The sequence below is a fragment of the Streptomyces novaecaesareae genome, from assembly GCF_000716875.1.
GTDB lineage: Bacteria > Actinomycetota > Actinomycetes > Streptomycetales > Streptomycetaceae > Kitasatospora > Kitasatospora novaecaesareae.
The window spans coordinates 58,553-75,487 of sequence record NZ_JNWQ01000030.1 but is presented as its reverse complement, the minus strand read 5'-3'; the positions used below and the strand labels follow the sequence as shown (position 1 = coordinate 75,487).

General features: G+C 75.7%; 15 protein-coding genes and 1 pseudogene. 11 read left to right on the top strand and 5 right to left on the bottom strand.

The window, feature by feature from the left end; all coding sequences use genetic code 11:
• Both OP86_RS38035 and OP86_RS14075 read right to left on the bottom strand, forming a co-directional pair.
• Nucleotides 1-301 (bottom strand): annotated as a pseudogene (locus OP86_RS38035) (hypothetical protein); the annotation flags it as partial.
• Nucleotides 302-310: 9 nt separating this feature from the next.
• A complete protein-coding gene (locus tag OP86_RS14075) occupies nt 311-1,621 on the bottom strand; it encodes an MFS transporter (RefSeq protein ID WP_063832369.1) in 1,311 nt (436 codons plus the stop codon).
• Nucleotides 1,622-1,768: 147 nt separating this feature from the next.
• On the opposite strand from OP86_RS14075, the gene OP86_RS14070 reads away from it, so the two are divergent.
• Nucleotides 1,769-2,749 carry a LysR family transcriptional regulator gene (locus tag OP86_RS14070; RefSeq protein WP_030258682.1) on the top strand — a complete coding sequence of 327 codons (981 nt, stop codon included), beginning with the start codon at nt 1,769-1,771 and terminating at the stop codon, nt 2,747-2,749.
• 152 nt (nt 2,750-2,901) lie between these two features.
• Here the strand turns inward: OP86_RS14070 and OP86_RS14065 are convergent, their stop codons facing one another.
• Nucleotides 2,902-3,525, bottom strand: a complete 624-nt coding sequence (locus OP86_RS14065; RefSeq protein WP_030061030.1) for a YceI family protein — start codon at nt 3,523-3,525, stop codon at nt 2,902-2,904.
• A gap of 205 nt (nt 3,526-3,730) precedes the next feature.
• Between OP86_RS14065 and OP86_RS14060 the strand changes: the two genes are divergently transcribed.
• The 8 genes from OP86_RS14060 (at nt 3,731) to OP86_RS14025 (ending at nt 11,798) form a co-directional block, all read left to right on the top strand.
• On the top strand, nt 3,731-6,994 hold the full coding sequence (locus tag OP86_RS14060) for a DEAD/DEAH box helicase (protein ID WP_030258680.1): 3,264 nt from the start codon (nt 3,731-3,733) through the stop codon (nt 6,992-6,994).
• A complete protein-coding gene (locus OP86_RS14055; protein WP_030061033.1) occupies nt 6,991-7,191 on the top strand; it encodes a hypothetical protein in 201 nt (66 codons plus the stop codon). The genes OP86_RS14060 and OP86_RS14055 overlap by 4 nt, the downstream gene beginning before the upstream one ends.
• A gap of 50 nt (nt 7,192-7,241) precedes the next feature.
• Complete coding sequence (locus OP86_RS14050; RefSeq protein WP_418952626.1) at nt 7,242-8,228, top strand: RNA polymerase sigma-70 factor; 987 nt, start codon at nt 7,242-7,244, stop codon at nt 8,226-8,228.
• A gap of 34 nt (nt 8,229-8,262) precedes the next feature.
• Complete coding sequence (locus OP86_RS14045) at nt 8,263-9,393, top strand: DNA polymerase III subunit beta family protein (protein WP_030258676.1); 1,131 nt, start codon at nt 8,263-8,265, stop codon at nt 9,391-9,393.
• Between the two features lie 44 nt (nt 9,394-9,437).
• Nucleotides 9,438-10,241: an alpha/beta fold hydrolase gene (locus tag OP86_RS14040; protein WP_051830071.1), complete on the top strand. Its 804-nt coding sequence runs from the start codon at nt 9,438-9,440 to the stop codon at nt 10,239-10,241.
• Nucleotides 10,242-10,366: 125 nt separating this feature from the next.
• Nucleotides 10,367-10,774, top strand: coding sequence for a helix-turn-helix domain-containing protein (locus OP86_RS14035; RefSeq protein WP_033331860.1), 408 nt, complete (start codon nt 10,367-10,369; stop codon nt 10,772-10,774).
• Between the two features lie 2 nt (nt 10,775-10,776).
• Nucleotides 10,777-11,328, top strand: coding sequence for a hypothetical protein (locus OP86_RS14030; RefSeq protein ID WP_030061037.1), 552 nt, complete (start codon nt 10,777-10,779; stop codon nt 11,326-11,328).
• Nucleotides 11,329-11,447: 119 nt separating this feature from the next.
• On the top strand, nt 11,448-11,798 hold the full coding sequence (locus tag OP86_RS14025; protein WP_051830070.1) for a DUF2516 family protein: 351 nt from the start codon (nt 11,448-11,450) through the stop codon (nt 11,796-11,798).
• A 132-nt stretch (nt 11,799-11,930) separates the two neighbouring features.
• Here OP86_RS14025 and OP86_RS14020 read toward each other — a convergent pair whose 3' ends face one another.
• Complete coding sequence (locus tag OP86_RS14020; RefSeq protein WP_030061039.1) at nt 11,931-13,442, bottom strand: PP2C family protein-serine/threonine phosphatase; 1,512 nt, start codon at nt 13,440-13,442, stop codon at nt 11,931-11,933.
• Nucleotides 13,443-13,681: 239 nt separating this feature from the next.
• Between OP86_RS14020 and OP86_RS14015 the strand changes: the two genes are divergently transcribed.
• Nucleotides 13,682-14,242 (top strand): O-acetyl-ADP-ribose deacetylase, encoded by a 561-nt coding sequence (locus OP86_RS14015; protein ID WP_030258670.1) that lies wholly within the window; start codon nt 13,682-13,684, stop codon nt 14,240-14,242.
• 241 nt (nt 14,243-14,483) lie between these two features.
• Here the strand turns inward: OP86_RS14015 and OP86_RS14010 are convergent, their stop codons facing one another.
• Nucleotides 14,484-15,317, bottom strand: a complete 834-nt coding sequence (locus OP86_RS14010) for a class I SAM-dependent methyltransferase (RefSeq protein ID WP_051830069.1) — start codon at nt 15,315-15,317, stop codon at nt 14,484-14,486.
• A 212-nt stretch (nt 15,318-15,529) separates the two neighbouring features.
• Between OP86_RS14010 and mshA the strand changes: the two genes are divergently transcribed.
• Nucleotides 15,530-16,897 carry a D-inositol-3-phosphate glycosyltransferase gene (gene mshA / locus OP86_RS14005; RefSeq protein ID WP_051830068.1) on the top strand — a complete coding sequence of 456 codons (1,368 nt, stop codon included), beginning with the start codon at nt 15,530-15,532 and terminating at the stop codon, nt 16,895-16,897.
• The last annotated feature ends 38 nt before the right edge of the window (nt 16,898-16,935 follow it).

Here is a 16,935-nt window from a genome sequence, read left to right as displayed (position 1 = left end):
CGACGCCGGGGCACGCACCTCGCTGCGTTGTCGTCGGTCGCCAATGCTCCGCAGTGGCTCCCTCCTCCGCCTTGCGATGCACGCACCCCAACGCCGCCCGGCCCGCCCTGCGGGCGGACGACGGGAGTCCGGCGACAGGCCCGGGTCTCCACGCCGCCTCGGGCTCGGGCCAGCGTCTGGAGAGCGCGAGCACGAAGCCCTTGCCCCAGCCGCCGAGGTCGTTGCAGACGTGCGCGATCACCTTCACGCCCTTGCCCTGGGGCGTGGTGGCATCGCCTCGGACGTAGGTGATTTCCGCCATGCCTCGAAGTTAGACGGAGGCACTGACAATGCGCTCGGGATTTTCGGCCGCCGCCTCCGGCGCGGATCGCTTCGGCGTCCGCAGGTGCCGCCGCCCGCCCAGCGCGATCAGCAGCGCGAGCGCGGCGGCCGAGGCCGGCAGGACGTACCCGGTGCCGGGGGCGGCGTGCTCGGCGACCGTCCCGGCGAGCGCCGCGCCGGTCGAGATGCCGACCACGATGCCGGACACCGCCATCGCCATGCCCTCGTTGAACTGCCGCTGCGGCAGGAGGTCCTGGATCAGCGTCATCCCGGTCACCATGGTCGGCGCGGTGGCGGTGCCGGCCGCGAACAGCGCGACCCCGAGCAGCCCGAGCCCGGCCCCGCCCAGCCCGGCGGCGAGCGGCAGCAGCAGCACCCCGGCCATCGCCGAGACCCCGGCCAGGAAGCGCACCCCCGGTGCCCGACGCGGCGTCAGCAGCCCGAACAGCAGCCCCGCCACGCAGGATCCGGCCGCGACCAGGGCCAGCAGCGCGCCGGCCGCCGCCTTGTGCCCGAGGGCGTCGGCGTACGCCACGGTGGTGATCTCGGTCGCGCCGAAGACCATGCCGGTCGCGAGGAAGGTCAGCACCAGCACCCGCAGCCCGGGCACCCGCAGCGGGGAGCCGTGCCGCTGCCCGGGTACGGCCCGTCCCCGCGCCGGGGCGGGCGGCGGCAGCTCCGGGGCGGGCGGCAGCGGCGGTTCGGTGCGCCGCTGGGCGGCGAACAGCAGGGCGCCGGTGGTGCCGAGCGTGCCGGCGGTGATCAGCCCGGCCTCCGGGGCGAGCGTGGTGCAGAGCAGCATCGCGAGCACCGGCCCGGCCATGAAGCAGAGTTCGTCCAGTGCCTGCTCGAAGGAGTTGGCAAGGTGCCGGGCGGCCGGGTCGTCCCGGTACAGGTGCGCCCAGCGGGAGCGGGCCATGCCGCCGAGGTTGGGCGCTGCGGCGCAGGCCGCGGAGCAGAGGTACAGCGTCCAGTCCGGTGCGCCGAAGCGGACGCAGAGCAGCAGCCCGGCGAGCGGAACGGCGTTGTACAGCGCGGCCGGCACCGTCACCCGCGCCTGCCCGTACCGGTCCACCAGCCGGCCGATCAGCGGCATCCCGATCGCCCCGGTGACCAGCCCGGCCGCCGAGACCGTCCCGGCCAGCCCGTACGAGCCGCGCCGCTCGGAGAGCAGCACCACCAGGGAGACGCCCGTCATCGGCATCGCGAGCCGGCCGAGCAGCCCGGCCAGGGTGAAGGCGACGGCGCCGGGGGCGGTGAACAGCCGACGGTAGGAGTCGAGGAAGGCGCGCGGGGGCATCGGGCTCCTGAGCAGGAAGAAGGAGGACGCAGGAAGGAAGAAGGGGGATGCCCGACAGCCTCGCCGCCGCGGTGGGCGGCCGTCCAACACCTGTTCCGCCACATTCACAACACACTGTTGTCAATCTGCGTTGTTAATCTGCCGCCCATGCCCCGTGACCTGCACCCCCGCCTGCTCCGCGGCTTCGTCGCGACCGCCGAGACCCTGCACTTCGGCCGGGCCGCCGAACGGCTGCACATCGCCCAGCAGGCGCTCAGCCGGGACATCCGGGCCCTGGAGGGGCTGCTCGGCGAGGCGCTGTTCACCCGTACCACCCGCAGCGTCGGCCTCACCCCGGCCGGGCAGCGGCTGCTGCCCAGGGTCCGCCGACTGCTCGCCCTGCACGACGAGATCCTCGCCGAGGCCGGCGCCGGCGCCGCCGCCCGGCCGCTGCTGCTCGACCTCAACAGCGACGTCACCGGCCCCGACCTCACCGCCGACCGGGTGCTCGAACGGGCCCGCGCGGCCTGGCCCGAGGGCGAGCTGCTGGCCCGCTTCCACGGCGGCCTGGCCGCGGCCGCCGTCGAACTGCTGGCCCACCGGCTGGACGCCTCCTTCGGCCGCTTCGCCGGGCTGGCCGCCCCGGTGCGCGGCCAACTCGCCCAGCTGCCGGTGCGGTTGGAGCGGATCTCGGTGATGATGGCGGACACCCACCCGCTGGCCGGCCGCCCGGCGCTGCGCCCGGCCGAACTGGTCGGGCACCCCGTCGACATCTGCGCGGGCAACCCGGCCACCACCGAGTGGGCCGACCTCGGCGCCCGGCTGCTGCGCGAGCACGGTCTGACGGCGGCGGACCCGTACGTCCCGCCGGTGGGCGTGGACGAGACCGCCCGCTACCTCGCCCGGCACGGCGATCCGATGCTGACCACGGTCGGCGGGCCGAGGATCCCGGGCACGGTGAACGTGCCGCTGGTGGAGCCGGTGCCGCTGAGCCTGGTCAGCCTGGTGCACCGGCCCGGCGAACGGCACCCGGGGCTGCGCGCGCTGGCCGATGCGGCGCGCGTGCTGGGCGCGGCCGAGGGCTGGCTGCGCCGCCCGCCGGGCAGTTGGCTGCCCGCGGAGGACGCGGCGCTGCTCCCGGCAGTATGAGGCGACCGGCCGGGAGGCCCTTCCTGCCGGGAGGCCCTTCCGGCAGGGATGCGGAGCGCGCGAGGGGATGCGAAACCGCCCCTGCCCCGGGGGGAAGGGCAGGGACGGTGCTCGTGGGGGGCGGGGCACGGCCCGCCCGGTGGGCTGCCCGGTCAGGCGGCCTTGACGGCGGAGATGTCGAAGCTGAGCTTGACCTTCTCGCCGATCAGCACGCCGCCGGTCTCCAGCGCCGCGTTGTAGGTCAGGCCGAACTCGGTGCGGTCGAGGACGGTCTTGCCCTCGAAGCCGACCCGGTGGGCGCCGTACGCGTCGGTGGCGCTGCCGGTGTACTCCAGGTCCAGGACGACCGGGCGGGTGACGCCCTTGATGGTGAGGTCGCCGGCCATCCGGTACGAGTCGTCGCCGAGCGGCTCGGTGGAGGTGCTGCGGAAGTGGATCTCCGGGTGGGTCTCGGCGGAGAAGAAGTCGCCGGTGCGCAGGTGTTCGTCGCGCTGGGCCTGGTTGGTGTCGACGCTGGCGACCTTGATCACCAGCTCGGCCGAGGAGTTGCTCGGGGTGTCGCCGTCCAGGTGCAGCTTGCCCTCGTACTCGGTGAAGCGGCCCTTCACGTTCGTCACCATGGCGTGACGCACCGAGAACCCGACCTCACTGTGCGTGTTGTCGATCGCCCAGTCGCCGGTCAGGTGGGCGAGGTCCGGGCCGGCCTGGGGCTGGACGGCGACGGCGGTCGCGGCGGCGGTGCTGGCGGTGGTCTTGGTGCGGCTGAACAGGCCCATGGCTCCTCCTCGGGTCCGAAGCCATTTGTTTAGGCTTCAACTTCTTGGCTCCAGCGTACGACGCTGTCATTCAAAATTCAACTACGAGTTTTGGGCGCTTCTTCCCGATTCACCCGATTGCCTCGGCGAACCGGCCCGACAGCCGCTGTCAGCCCTCCCGGCTAGGCTGCGAAGGACCGGTTCCCACCCGCCCGGAAGGCCTCCGATGTTCGTCCTGCACGCGCTCTGGCGGGCGGACGGCCGGCTGGCGCTCTGGGCCGAGGATGCCCGCGCCCACCTCGGCGCCGCCGGGCCGCAGCCCGACCGCCCCGCCCCGCGCGCCCACCCCTACGCCTGCCCGGCCGGAGAGCTGGCCGCGGTGCTCGGCGGCATCGGCCCCGGCCTCGGCTGGCTCGCCGGACAGGCTCCCGAGCGCTGGGCGACCCTACTGCTGCCCACCGTCGGCGCCCTCCCCGCGCCCTCGCCCGACCTGCCGGTCGCCCCGCCGCGCGGCGGCGCCGTCCTCGCCCCCTGGCGGGTGCCGGCGCTGCTCTTCGACGCCGGGGCCGCCGCCCAACTGCTCGGCGAGGTCTTCGACCCGCAGTGGGCCGTCACCAGCACCGACCTGCCCGGCACCGGGCGCGTCGAGGTCGTCCACGGCCCCTCGCTGCGCTGGCTGACCGGGGTACACGACCTCGCCTGGCGGACGGTCGGCCGGGGCCGGGTGCTGCCGGTGCCGGTCCTGGCCGACGCCCGCCCGCAGGCCCGCTGGCGGCCCGACCCGACCTCCGCCGGCCGCCGGGAGGCCGCCGCCCTGGCCGCGGTCTGTCCGCCCGTCCTGCTCGGGGAGTGGCCGCACGGCGCCGGCACCGGGGAGGCGTTGCTGGACGCCGCGCTGGAGGCGCTGGTGGACGCCGAGGCCCGCGCCGCCCTGGCCGACCGGAGCTCCCCCTTCCCCGGGCCCGGCGAGGCCGCCGCCGAGCAGTGGCTGCACGCGCTGGCCACCCCCGACGGTGGCCTCGACGGCGTCCCGCCCGAGGACTTCGCCGAGCTGCGCCGCCGGGTCGCCGCCTGGTACGCCGCCGCCGAGCCCGCCGACCCCGCGCTGCGGCTCTGCTTCCGCCTGGTCGAGCCGCTCGGCCCCGACCCCGACGACCCCGAGGGCCGCCCCTCCGACGACGCCTGGCAGCTGGAGTTCCTGCTCCAGGCCGTGGACGAGCCGTCCCTGCTGATCCGCGCCGCCGACCTGCACGAGGGCGGTGCCGGGCACGCCGCCCTCGCCCGCAAGGCCGCCGCCTGGGCCGCCGACCCGTCCGCCCATCCGTCCGGTGAACCGGCCGCCCGCCCGTCCGGTGAACCGGCCGCCCGCCCGTCCGGTGAACCGTCCGGAGACCCGGCCGCCGTCCTGGTCACCGAACTCGCCCGGGCCGCCCACCGCTGGCCCGCGCTGGACGGGCTGCGCCACCGCTCCCGCCCGTCCGCCCTGCCGCTCGACCGGGCGGGCGCGCTGGACTTCCTGCGCACCGCCGCGCCCGCCCTCGCCGAGGACGGCTTCGGCGTGCTGCTGCCCGCCTGGTGGCGCCGCCGCCCCCGGCTCGGGCTCGCCCTGCGCGCCACCACCCCGCCCGCGCCCGGCTCGCTCGCGACCACCAGCCAGGTGGACCGGGACGCCGTGGTCGCCTTCCGCTGGCAGGCTGCGCTCGGCCCGGACGGCGCACCGCTCACCGAGCAGGAGCTGGCCGAACTGGCCGCCGCCAAACAGGGGTTGGTCCGGGTCCGGGGCGCCTGGCTGGAGGCCGACCCGGCGCAGATCGCCGCCGCGCTCGCCTTCCTCGCCGACCGGCGCGACGGCGTCCTGGCCACCGCCGACCTGCTGCGGCTCGCCCTCGACCCGCAGGCCACGGTCGCCGGGCTGCCCGTCACCTCCGTCCGCGCGGACGGCCCCCTCGGCGACCTGCTCGCCGGGCGCGCCGACGCCGCCCCCGCCCCGGTGCTGCCCCCGGACTTCCGGGCCGTACTGCGCCCGTACCAGGAGCGCGGGCTGGCCTGGCTGCGGACGATGTCCGGGCTCGGCCTCGGCGCCGTGCTGGCCGACGACATGGGCCTCGGCAAGACCGTCCAGACCCTCGCCCTGCTGGCCGCCGAGAAAGCCGAGCAGGCCGAGCAGGCCGATCGGGGGGAGACGCAGGGCACCGCCGCCCCCACCCTCCTGGTCTGCCCGATGTCCCTGGTCGGCAACTGGCAGCGCGAGGCCGAGCGCTTCGCCCCCGCCCTGCGGCAGTACGTCCACCACGGCTCCGGCCGCCTGGGCGCCGAGCAACTCGCCGAAGCCGTACGGGAGGCGGACCTCGTCATCACCACCTACGGGCTGGTCCAGCGCGACCTCGCCGCCCTGCGCGCGATCCGCTGGCGCCGGGTCGTCGCCGACGAGGCCCAGCACATCAAGAACACCGGCACCGCGCAGTCCCGGGCGATCCGCGCCCTGCCCGTGACCCGCCACCGGATCGCGCTGACCGGCACCCCGGTGGAGAACCGGCTCTCCGAACTGCACGCCGTCCTGGACTTCGCCAACCCGGGCCTGCTCGGCCCGGCCGAACGCTTCAAGGAGCGCTACGCCATCCCCGTCGAGCTGCACCGCAGCCCCGAGCGCACCGCCGAACTCCGGCGCCGCACCGCCCCGTTCGTGCTGCGCCGGCTCAAGTCCGATCCGGCGGTGGCGGCCGAGCTGCCCGCCAAGCAGGAGATGACCGTCTGGTGCAACCTCACCGCCGAACAGGCCGGGCTCTACCAGGCGGTGGTGGCCGACCTGCTGCGGCGGGTCGAGGGGATCAAGGGGGTGGAGCGGCGCGGCACGGTGCTGGCCGCGATCGGCAAGCTCAAGCAGGTCTGCAACCACCCGGCCCAACTGCTGCACGACGGCTCGGCGTTGGGGGAGCGCTCGGGCAAGGTCGCCCGGCTGGCCGAGCTGCTGGAGGAGGCGCTGGCCGAGGGGGACCGCACGCTCGTCTTCACCCAGTACGCCGAGTTCGGCACGATGCTCCGCCCGTACCTGGAGCGCCGGCTCGGCGAGGAGGTGCTCTACCTGCACGGCGGCCTGCCCCGGGCACGCCGCGAGGAACTGGTCGAACGCTTCCAGGGCCCGGACGGCCCACGGGTCTTCCTGCTCTCGCTGCGGGCCGGCGGCACCGGCCTCAACCTGACCGCCGCCAACCAGGTGATCCACCTGGACCGCTGGTGGAACCCGGCGGTCGAGGAGCAGGCCACCGACCGCGCCTTCCGGATCGGCCAGCGCCGGGACGTCCAGGTCCGCCGGCTGGTCTGCGTCGGCACCGTCGAGGAGCGGATCGACGAACTCCTCGCTGCCAAACGCTCATTGGCCGAGACGGTGGTGGGGGAGGGGGAGCACTGGCTCACTGACCTCCCGCTCGGGGCGCTGCGCGAACTGGTCGCCCTCACCCGGGAGGACGCCGTCGCCGAGGAGGACACGTGACCGAGCAGCCGGCCCCCATGGTCAACGTCGCCGCCTACTGGCGCGGCGACTTCACCCTGCGCCCCGCCCCACCGGAAGGGGAGCCGCCCGAGCCCGACGAACCCTCGCTGCGCCGCCTCGGCCGCTCCGGCATCACCGTCCACGGCCGCGACCTCGCCGCCCTGCTCGCCCCCGCGTACGAGGCCTTCCGCAGCTGAGCCGTTCCGTGGCCGGAGGGCCGCGACCGCCGTGCGGTAGCGTCCCGAGGGTGACCGACACCCACGAGACCGGGCCGACCGACACCTGGGAGACCGAAACCCGGGAGACCGAAGCCCCGGAGGCCGACACCCGGCTGGCCGACTTCGAGCGGCACCGGCGGATGGTCTTCGGCATCGCCTACCGGATGCTCGGCAGCGTCGCCGACGCCGAGGACCTGGTCCAGGACACCTGGCTGCGCTGGAGCGGGGTCACCGGCCCGGTCGCCAGCCCCGCCGGCTTCCTGGCCCGTACGGTCACCAACCTGGCCCTCAACCGGCTGGACTCGGCTGCCGTCCGCCGCGAGTCCTACGTCGGCCCGTGGCTGCCCGAGCCGCTGGTCGCCGAGCCGGACGCGACCGACGGCGTCGAGCGCGCCGAGACCGTCTCGCTCGCCCTGCTGGTGGTGCTGGAGAGCCTGTCCCCGCTGGAGCGGGCCGTGTTCGTCCTCAAGGAGGCCTTCGGCTTCTCCTACCAGGAGATCGCCGAGGCCCTGGACCGCACCGAGGCCGCCTGCCGCCAGGTCGGCAGCCGGGCCCGGGCGCACGTCCGTGCCCGCCGCCCCCGCTACGACGCCCCGCCCGAGCTGCGCCGCCGGGCGACCGACGAGTTCCTGGCGGCCTGCGTCGGCGGCGACCTCAACCGGATGCTCGAACTGCTCGCCCCGTCCGTCACCACCTGGAGCGACGGCGGCGGCGTGATCCGCGCCGCGCTGCGGCCGGTCACCGGCGCCGAGAACGTGGCCCGCTTCACCCTCGGCGTGCTCCGCCAGCTGGGCGAGGGCGCCGCCGTCCACCCGGTCCTGGTCAACGGCGAGCCCGGCGTGCTGGTCACCCTGGACGGCGCGGTCGACTCCGTCTCGGTGTTCGACTTCGTCGAGGGGCCGGACGGCACGCTCCTGATCTCCGCGATCCGCGCCGTCCGCAACCCGGGCAAGCTCACCCACGTCGCCACCCCCGCCACCCCCGCCACCCCCGGCGGCGGTGCCGACCGGGCTTGACCCTCGACCAGGTCGAGCCCGCAGAGTCACCGGCATGGAGAGCGAGCTGCACAGCATCGGCGAGCTGGCCCGCGCCAGCGGCCTCGGCGTCGGCACCCTGCGGTACTACGACGGCGCCGAGGTGCTCGCCCCCGCCTGGGTCGACCCGCAGACCGGCTACCGCTGGTACCGCCCCGGCCAGCTCGCCGACGCCCGGCTGCTGGCCCGGCTGCGCCGGGTCGGCCTGCCGCTGGCCGGCATCCGCGCCGTGCTCGGCGCCGCGCCCGGCAGCGGCGAGGCCCGGCAGGTGCTCGACGCGCACCTGCGCCGACTGGAGGACGGCCTCGCCGACGCCCGCCGCGAGCTCTCCCTGATCCACGCGATGATCGACCAGAGGGAGCAACCGATGCCGACCACCCCCGCCGACCTGCGCCTCACCGTCCCGGCCGAGGAACTGGCCGCCGCCCTGGACGCGGTCCGCTTCGCGGTCTGCGGAGACCCGGAGCTGCCCTCCCTCGCCGGAGTGCTGTTCGAGCCGGACGGCGCGGTGCTGCGCCTGGTCGCCACCGACCGCTACCGGATGGCCTTCGCCGAGGTACCCGCCGCCGAGGTACCCGCCGCCGACGCGGACGTGCACGCCGGCGTCATCGTCCCCACCCCCCTGGTGGACGCCCTGCGCGCCCTGCTCGGCGCGGGCCCGGCCGAGGCCGCGCTCACCCTGGGCGGCGGCCTGCTGCGCTTCGAGATCGGCGACCACCGGATCGAAGGCGCCGCGCTGGACTTCGACTACCCCGACCACCGGGCCCTCACCAGGCTCGAACCGCAGCACCGGATCACCCTCGCCGCCGCCGACCTGCGCGCCGCCGTCGAGACCGGCGCCACCCGCACCCTGCCCTCCGGCCCGCACGGCGCCGACTGCGAGGTCACCGTCCTCACCCTGACCGAGGACGGCCGCCTGACCGTCGCCGCCGACCCGGCCCCCGAGGACTTCCGACTGGCCGTCAACCGGGACTTCCTGCTCGACGCCCTCGCCGCCGGACAGCCCGGACAGCCCGGAAAGCCAGGCGAGCCCGGGCAGCCCGGCCAGCTCCTGCTCGAACTCGGCGGCCCCATCGCCCCGCTGGCCATCCGCACCCCCGGCCGAGCCGGCACCTTCTCCGTCCTGATGCCCATCCGCCTTCCGTAGGGCCCGTCGTCCGACTCCTCCCGGCGCCCTGGGAGGATCGCCGCATGAGCCCCAGCACCGGTCACCCCGTGTCCCAGGTCCAGGTCCCCGCCCCCGGTGGGGGCCGGCTGTGGGCGGAGCGCACCGGGGCCGGCCGCCCGGTGGTGCTGCTGCACGGCTCCGGCATGGACTCCCGGCTGTGGGACGCCGTCGTCCCGGCGCTCTCCCGCCACCACGACGTGATCCGCTACGACGCCCGGGGCCTGGGCCGGTCCGCCGAACCGGAGCACCCCTTCGACGACGTCGAGGACCTGCGCGCGGTGCTGGATCATTTCGGCCTGCGCAGCGCCGCCCTGGTCGGCCTGAGCATGGGCGGGGAGACCGCCCTGGACTTCGCCCTCGCCCACCCGGGCCGGGTCGCCTCCCTCGCCCTGGTCGGCGCCTCGGTCAGCGGCCACGACTGGCCGCCGTCCCCGGAGACCACCGCCTACGCGCAGGCCCGCCGACGGGGCGACGCGGCGGCCCTGGCCGAGCTGGAACTGTCCGTCTGGGCGGCCATGGGCCGTACCGCGCCGGGCGGCGAGCTGATCGCGGCGATGGTCGAGGAGAACGCGGCCCGCCGCCTCGTCAGCGAGCACTTCCTCGCGGGCGCCCCGGAGCGGGCGGCGGAGCCGCGCCTGGGCCTGATCACCGCCCCCACCCTGGTCGTCCACGGCGACCGGGACCACCCGGAGATCGCGGCGATCGCGCACCGGCTCGCCGCCGACATCCCCGGCGCCCGCGGTCACCTCGTCCCGGACGCCGACCTCTACCTCCCGCTGCGCACCCCCGCCCGGCTCACCGAGCTGCTGCTCGCCCATCTGGCCTGACCGGCCGCTCCCCCTCCCCCGGCGCTCCCACCGGCCGTTCCCCCGCCGTCGCCCGGCCCGCGCCGCATTTGCATTCCGCTAGCGCCCTGCTTGCATTTGCAAGCGCGGTGTTGCAGGCTGTCCGCATGGCCTCACTCAACGTCGGCTCGCTCGGCGAGTACATCCGGGAGCAACGCCGCAACGCCCAGTACTCGCTGCGGCAGCTGGCGGAGGCCGCCGGCGTGTCCAACCCGTACCTCAGCCAGATCGAGCGCGGGCTGCGCAAGCCGAGCGCGGAGATCCTGCAGCAGATCGCCAAGGCGCTGCGGATCTCGGCGGAGACGCTGTACGTCCAGGCCGGGATCCTGGAGGAGCGGCGGGGCGAAGGCCTGGAACTGCGGGCCGCGATCCTGGCCGATCCGCTGATCAACGAGCGGCAGAAGCAGGCGCTGCTCGCGGTCTACGACGCCTTCCTCAAGGAGAACGCCGCCCCGGCCCCGGGTGCGACGACCGACGGCTCAGTCACCCAGAACACCCACCGGGAGGACCGGTAACCATGCCGATCACCGACGAGATCAAGAAGACCCTCAGCGACCCCACCCCGCTGTACGCCCTCGCCGGCGCCGGGGACCTCGCGTACGAGAAGCTGCGCGAGGTGCCGGGCAAGGTCGAGGCGCTGGCCGCGGACCGCAAGGGCGCGCAGGAGAAGGCCGCCGCGCGGCTCCAGGAGGCGCAGTCGCTGCTGGTCGGGGCGCCGGCCAAGGTCAGCGATGCGGTCACCGCCCTGCCCACCGACCTCAAGGCCCTGCAGGAGCGGGCCCAGGGCTTCGCCCTGCAGCAGGTGGGCCGGGCGGTCGAGCTGGCGGTGAAGGCCAAGGAGACGTACGACGAGCTGGCCGAGCGCGGCAAGGTCGTGGTGGACAAGGCCCGCCCGGGCGCGGCGGCCGAGGCCGCCGGACCGGCCGAGCTGGCCGAGGAGCCTGCCGGGGAGCCCGCCGGGGCGGAGCCGGTCGAGGCCGAGCTGCTGGAGGACGGCGGCGCCGAGCCGACGCCGAAGAAGCCCGCCCGGGCCCGGAAGGCCAAGGCCGCCCCCGCCGACTCGGAGTGAGCGGGCCCCGGCCGGGGCACATTCGGTGACCGCGGGACGTTGACCCCGGCGCGGACGGTCGTCGTGCCAGGATGGACGGCGATCGAAGCGCCGGAGTTTGAGAGACAGAGGAGATCGCGATGGGCGGAACGCTCCAGATTCTGGCCTTCCAGTACCTGAACCCGATCTGGTGGGCGACGATCGCCATCCTGGCCTACAAGTTCTTCGCCCTGGTCGACGCGGCCACCCGCCGCGAGGACGCCTACCGGGCGGCGGACAAGAAGACCAAGGGGTTCTGGGTCGCGATCCTGGCGATCTCCTTCGGCTGGGACTTCCTGTTCGGGGTGAACTTCTTCACCGGCATCGGCACCCTGGCCGGCCTGGTCGCGTCGATCGTCTACGTGGTGGACGTCCGTCCCGCGATCCGGGCGCTGACCGGGGGTGGCGGCCGCGGCGGCCGGAGCAACACCGGTCCGTACGGGCCCTGGTAGCCGAAGCGACGGGCAACGCGGCGGCCCGGGCGGGGAGTTCACCCGCCCGGGCCGCCGCATGTCCGCAGGCTCCGCGTACGCCGGTGCGCCGGCCCGTCCGCCCGTCCGTCCGCCCGTCCGTCTGTCGGCCGGTCAGCCGAGGATCAGCTGCACCGGGTTGCGCTCCAGCAGCAGCACCGCGACGTCGTCGGCCAGCGCCCCGCCGTTCAGCTCCTCGACCTCGGCGATGGCGCTGTCGACCAGCCGCCCCCGAGTCAGCCCGGCGGACTGGTGGTCGCCGATCAGGTCGGCGAGCCCGTCCTGCCCCAGGCGCCGGGAGCCGGCCCCGACCCGTCCCTCGATCAGCCCGTCGGTGTAGAGCAACAGCCGCCAGCCGGGCCGGAGTTCGACGTCGTGGGCGGGCCAGGCGGCCTGTCCGTCGTGGCACGGGAGCAGGCCGAGCGCGGGCCCGGCGAGGTCGGCGGGCAGGGAGACCGGCTGGTGGTCGCGGCCGAGCAGCAGCGGCGCCGGGTGCCCGGCGAGGTAGAGCCGGGCCCGTTCGCCGGAGCCGAGCGAGTCGAGGTCGCTGTCCGTGCCGCCGGGCTCGATGACGAGCATGCAGAGCGTCGCGAAGATCTCGTCGCTGCGCCGCTCGTGCTCCAGCACGTGCTGGAGGGTGGTGAGCAGGGCCTCGCCGGTGAGGCCGGCGAACACCAGGGTGCGCCACGCTATCCGGAGGGCGACGCCGAGCGCGGCCTCGTCCGGGCCGTGGCCGCAGACGTCGCCGATCACGACGTGGACGGTGCCGTCGTCGGTGCGCACGGCGTCGTAGAAGTCGCCGCCGAGCAGGGCGCGGCGGCGGCCGGGGCGGTAGCGCCGGGTGAAGGAGAGCCCGGCGCCGTCCAGCAGCGGGGTGGGCAGCAGGTGGCGCTGGAGGCGGGCGTTCTCCTGGCCGCGCAACTCGGCCTCGACGAGGCGGCGCTGGGACTCGTCGGCGCGTTTGCGTTCGACGGCGTAGCGCAGGGCGCGGGCCAGCAGCGGGCCGTCCGTTTCGTGCTTGATCAGGAAGTCCTGGGCGCCGGCGGCGACGGCGGCCGCGCCGAGTTCGGCCCCGGCGGCGTCGGTGAGCACCACGACGGGGATGTGCGGGGCACGGCGGAGCAGTTCGTGCAGGCCCTCCAGCCCGTCGGAGGAGTCGGAGGGGTGCGGCAGGTCGGCGAGCGCGGTGAGGTCGAGCAGTACGCAGCCGAACTCGTGGCCGCGGGAGCGTCCGCGCCGGGCCGAGTGCGCGGGCGTGGCCAGCAGCGCGGTGGCCTGGTCGAGGCCGCGGGCCCAGTGGATCTCGATCGAGGTGCCGCTGTCGGCGACCGCCGCCTTGATCAGCTGGGCGTCCGAGACGTCGTCCTCGATGACCAGCAGCCGCAGTGGCGCGCCGCTGTCGGCGGGGCCGTCCGGGCCGGGCCCCGCCGGGACCTCGGAGACGTGGGACGGGTGGGCGGCGTGGGCCGCCCGGACGGGCTGCGAGCGGGGGTGGGGTATCGGGGGAGTCGCCGTCGCGGGGCCGGTGCTGGCCGGGCGGGTGCGGGCATGACCGACGGGGGCGCCGCCATGGGCGCCCGACAGGTCCGCGGCACCAGGTGCCCGCCCGTCTCCCGTTGCGGGCATCGGTGGTTCCTCCCTTTCCCCGACTGCGTAACGGTCGACGTCCGTCCGCAGTGCCCTCCTGGCACCGTGCGTCGGGGAACTTCTCGCGACCATAACGTGATCTCCGGGGATTTCTTTGGCCGACCGGCGCCGTTGTGGTTATTGCCACGCCGGTGGCGGTGTGGTGATAGGACTCGGACGACGGCTCGGATGCCCGCCCCGGCGGCTGCCGCGCGGGGCGGAGAAGGGGGACGGTGGTGGTGACACGGATCACCCTGGTCGAGGGTGACATCACGGAACAGCAGGTGGACGCGGTGGTGAACGCCGCCAACTCGTCCCTCCTGGGCGGTGGAGGGGTGGACGGTGCGATCCACCGCAGGGGCGGGCCGCAGATCCTGGCGGAGTGCCGCCGGTTGCGCGCCTCGCACTGGGGCGGGGGGCTGCCCACCGGGCGCGCGGTGGCGACGACGGCCGGACTGCTGCCGGCCCGGTGGGTGGTGCACACCGTCGGGCCGGTGTACCGGGCGGAGGAGTACGAGGAGCGGGCGGAGCTGCTGGCCTCCTGCTATCGCGAGTCGCTGCGCACCGCCGCTGAGCTGGGCGCGCGCACGGTGGCCTTCCCGGCCGTGTCGGCCGGGATCTACGGCTGGCCGCCGGCGGACGCGGCCCGGATCGCGCTGGCCACCGTCGCGCAGGTGCTGGACGGCGGTGACGCGGAGGCGGGCGCGGAGCTGGCGGAGGTGCGGTTCGTGCTGTTCGGGTCGGAGATGTACCTCGTGTTCGAACAGGCTCGGCGGGAGCTGCTCGGTCGGGACGACTGACGGCGGGACGAATGGCGGCGGGACGGCGGACGGCTGGGCGGGGCACGGTGCCTGCCGGGCGGCGTGTGGTGCCGCCGCTCGGCCGGGTCCATCGTGACGCGGCGAGGCGTCAACACGCCAGAGATATTCGATAACTCGTTCGAGTGAATGCGTCGGATCGCTCACCAGCTCCCGCGCGCACCCCCCCGGTACGGCGGCTCGCGCACCCCGGTACGGCGGCTCGCCCACTCCCGTAAGGCGGCTACGGGGCGAGCGCCGACCAGGGCAGCGTCACCTCGCCCTGCCGCCACCGCCCGCGGGCGTCCACCAGCGGCCAGCTGCCCGCCAGCGCCGTGCAGGAGGCCACCCAGCGCTGCCGCGCCCCGAACGCCCCGTACGGCGCGGCCGCCGCCCAGGCCCGGTCGAAGTCGGTCAGGAAGGCGTGCACCGGCCGGCCCGGCACGTTGTGGTGGATCAGCGCCTTCGGCAGCCGTTCGGCCAGGTCGGAGGGCTGGCCGAGGCCGCCCAGCCGGGCCGCGAAGGTCACCGTCCGGGGCCCCTCCGGGCCGAGCGCGACCCACACGTGCCGCCGCCCGACCTCGTCGCAGGTGCCCTCGACCAGCAGCCCGTCCGGGGCGAGCCGGGCGCACAGCCGCTCCCAGACCCCGGCCACCGCCGACTCGTCGTACTGCCGCAGCACGTTGGCCGCCCGGATCAGCTGGGCCGGCGCACCGCCGTCCAGCGGCACCTCGAAGCCGCCGCGCCGGAAGGTGAGCAGCGGCGGCTCGGCGTACGGCAGCGCGGCCGCGACCCGCTCCGGCTCGATCTCGATCCCGACCACCCGCACGTCCGGCCGCACCGCGCGCAGCCGCCCGGCCAGTTCGACGGCCGTCCAGGGGGCGGCGCCGTAGCCGAGGTCCACCGCGACCGGCGGGCGCGCGGCGGCGCGCAGCGCGCGGCCCAGCGTGTGGGCGATCCAGCGGTCCATCCGGCGCAGCCGGTTGGTGTTGGTGGTGCCCCGGGTGACGGTCCCCACCGGGCGTCCGGTCCGCCCGCGGGCGGGCGCGGCGGTGGTGGGGTCGAAGGAGGCAGCCATGCCCAGAAGGGTAGTCGGGCCTCCGGTGGCACCGCGCTGACCAGGGGTGATGCCGGCGCGCCCGGCTCGTGGGGCGGACCGGGAATGCGGGGCGGCGCCCGCGTGGTTGGCATTCTGATGGTGATGTGTGCCCGGACGGGGCAGCGCACACCGGACATCGGGCGGCCCGGCGCGGCCGCCCGGACGGGCCGCACAGAGGAGGCTTCAGCCAGGTGATCCAGCATCCCGTCCGTTCGGTACGCCGTGCCCAGTCGGCCGTGCCCGCGCGCGGCCGGCTCCAGTCGCTCGTCCCGGGCCGCCGCCGTCCGCGCCGGATAGCCATGCTGAGCGTGCACACCTCGCCGCTGCACCAGCCCGGCACCGGGGATGCCGGCGGGATGAACGTCTACATCGTCGAGCTGGCCAAGCGCCTGGCCGACCTCAACATCGAGGTCGAGGTGTTCACCCGGGCGATCTGCTCGGACGACGCGCCGACCGTCGAGCTGGCCCCGGGCGTGCTGGTCCGCCACGTCACCGCCGGGCCGTACGAGGGCCTGGTCAAGGAGGACCTGCCGGCCCAGCTGTGCGCCTTCACCCACGGGGTGCTGCGCACGGAGGCGGGCCACCGCCCCGGCCACTACGACCTGGTGCACTCGCACTACTGGCTCTCCGGGCAGGTCGGCTGGCTGGCCGCGCAGCGCTGGGGGGTGCCGCTGGTGCACACCATGCACACCATGGCGAAGGTCAAGAACGCCGCGCTGGCCGAGGGCGACACGCCCGAGCCCGCGGCCCGGGTGATCGGTGAGACGCAGGTGGTGGAGGCGGCCGACCGGCTGATCGCCAACACCACCGAGGAGGCCGCCGAGCTGGCGCTGCACTACGCGGCCCGGCCGGACCAGCTGGCCGTCGTCCACCCCGGGGTCAACCTGGACGTCTTCCGCCCCGGCGGCCCGCAGGCGCCGTCCGCCGCCCGGGCCCGGCTGGGCCTGCCGCAGGATGCGGCCGTGCTGCTCTTCGCGGGCCGGATCCAGCCGCTCAAGGCCCCGGACGTACTGCTGCGGGCGGTCGCCGCGCTGCTGGCCCGCCGCCCCGAGCTGCGCGAGCGCCTGGTGGTGCCGGTGGTCGGCGGGCCGTCCGGCACCGGGCTGGCCCGGCCGGAGAGCCTGCACAAGCTCGCCGCCCAGCTCGGCATCTGCGACGTGGTGCGCTTCCATCCGCCGGTCGGCCAGGAGCGGCTCGCGGAGTGGTACCGCGCGGCGACGGCCCTGGTGATGCCCTCGTACAGCGAGTCCTTCGGCCTGGTCGCGCTGGAGGCGCAGGCCTGTGGCACCCCGGTGGTGGCGGCCTCGGTCGGCGGCCTGCCAGTCGCGGTGCGGGACGGCGAGACCGGCACCCTGGTGCGCGGCCACGACCCGCTGGAGTGGTCGCACGCGCTGGAGCCGTACGTGACCGACCCGGAGCTGGTGGCCCGGCGCGGTGCGGCGGCGTCCCGGCACGCGGCCGGTTTCGGCTGGGACAGCGCCGCCGCGACCACCGCCGAGGTGTACGCCGGCAGCCTGGCCCGCCCGTCCGGCCGGCTGGCCGTCGCCCGGCGGCGTTGACGCCGGGGCCGTTGACGCCGGGGCCATTGAAGTCGGCG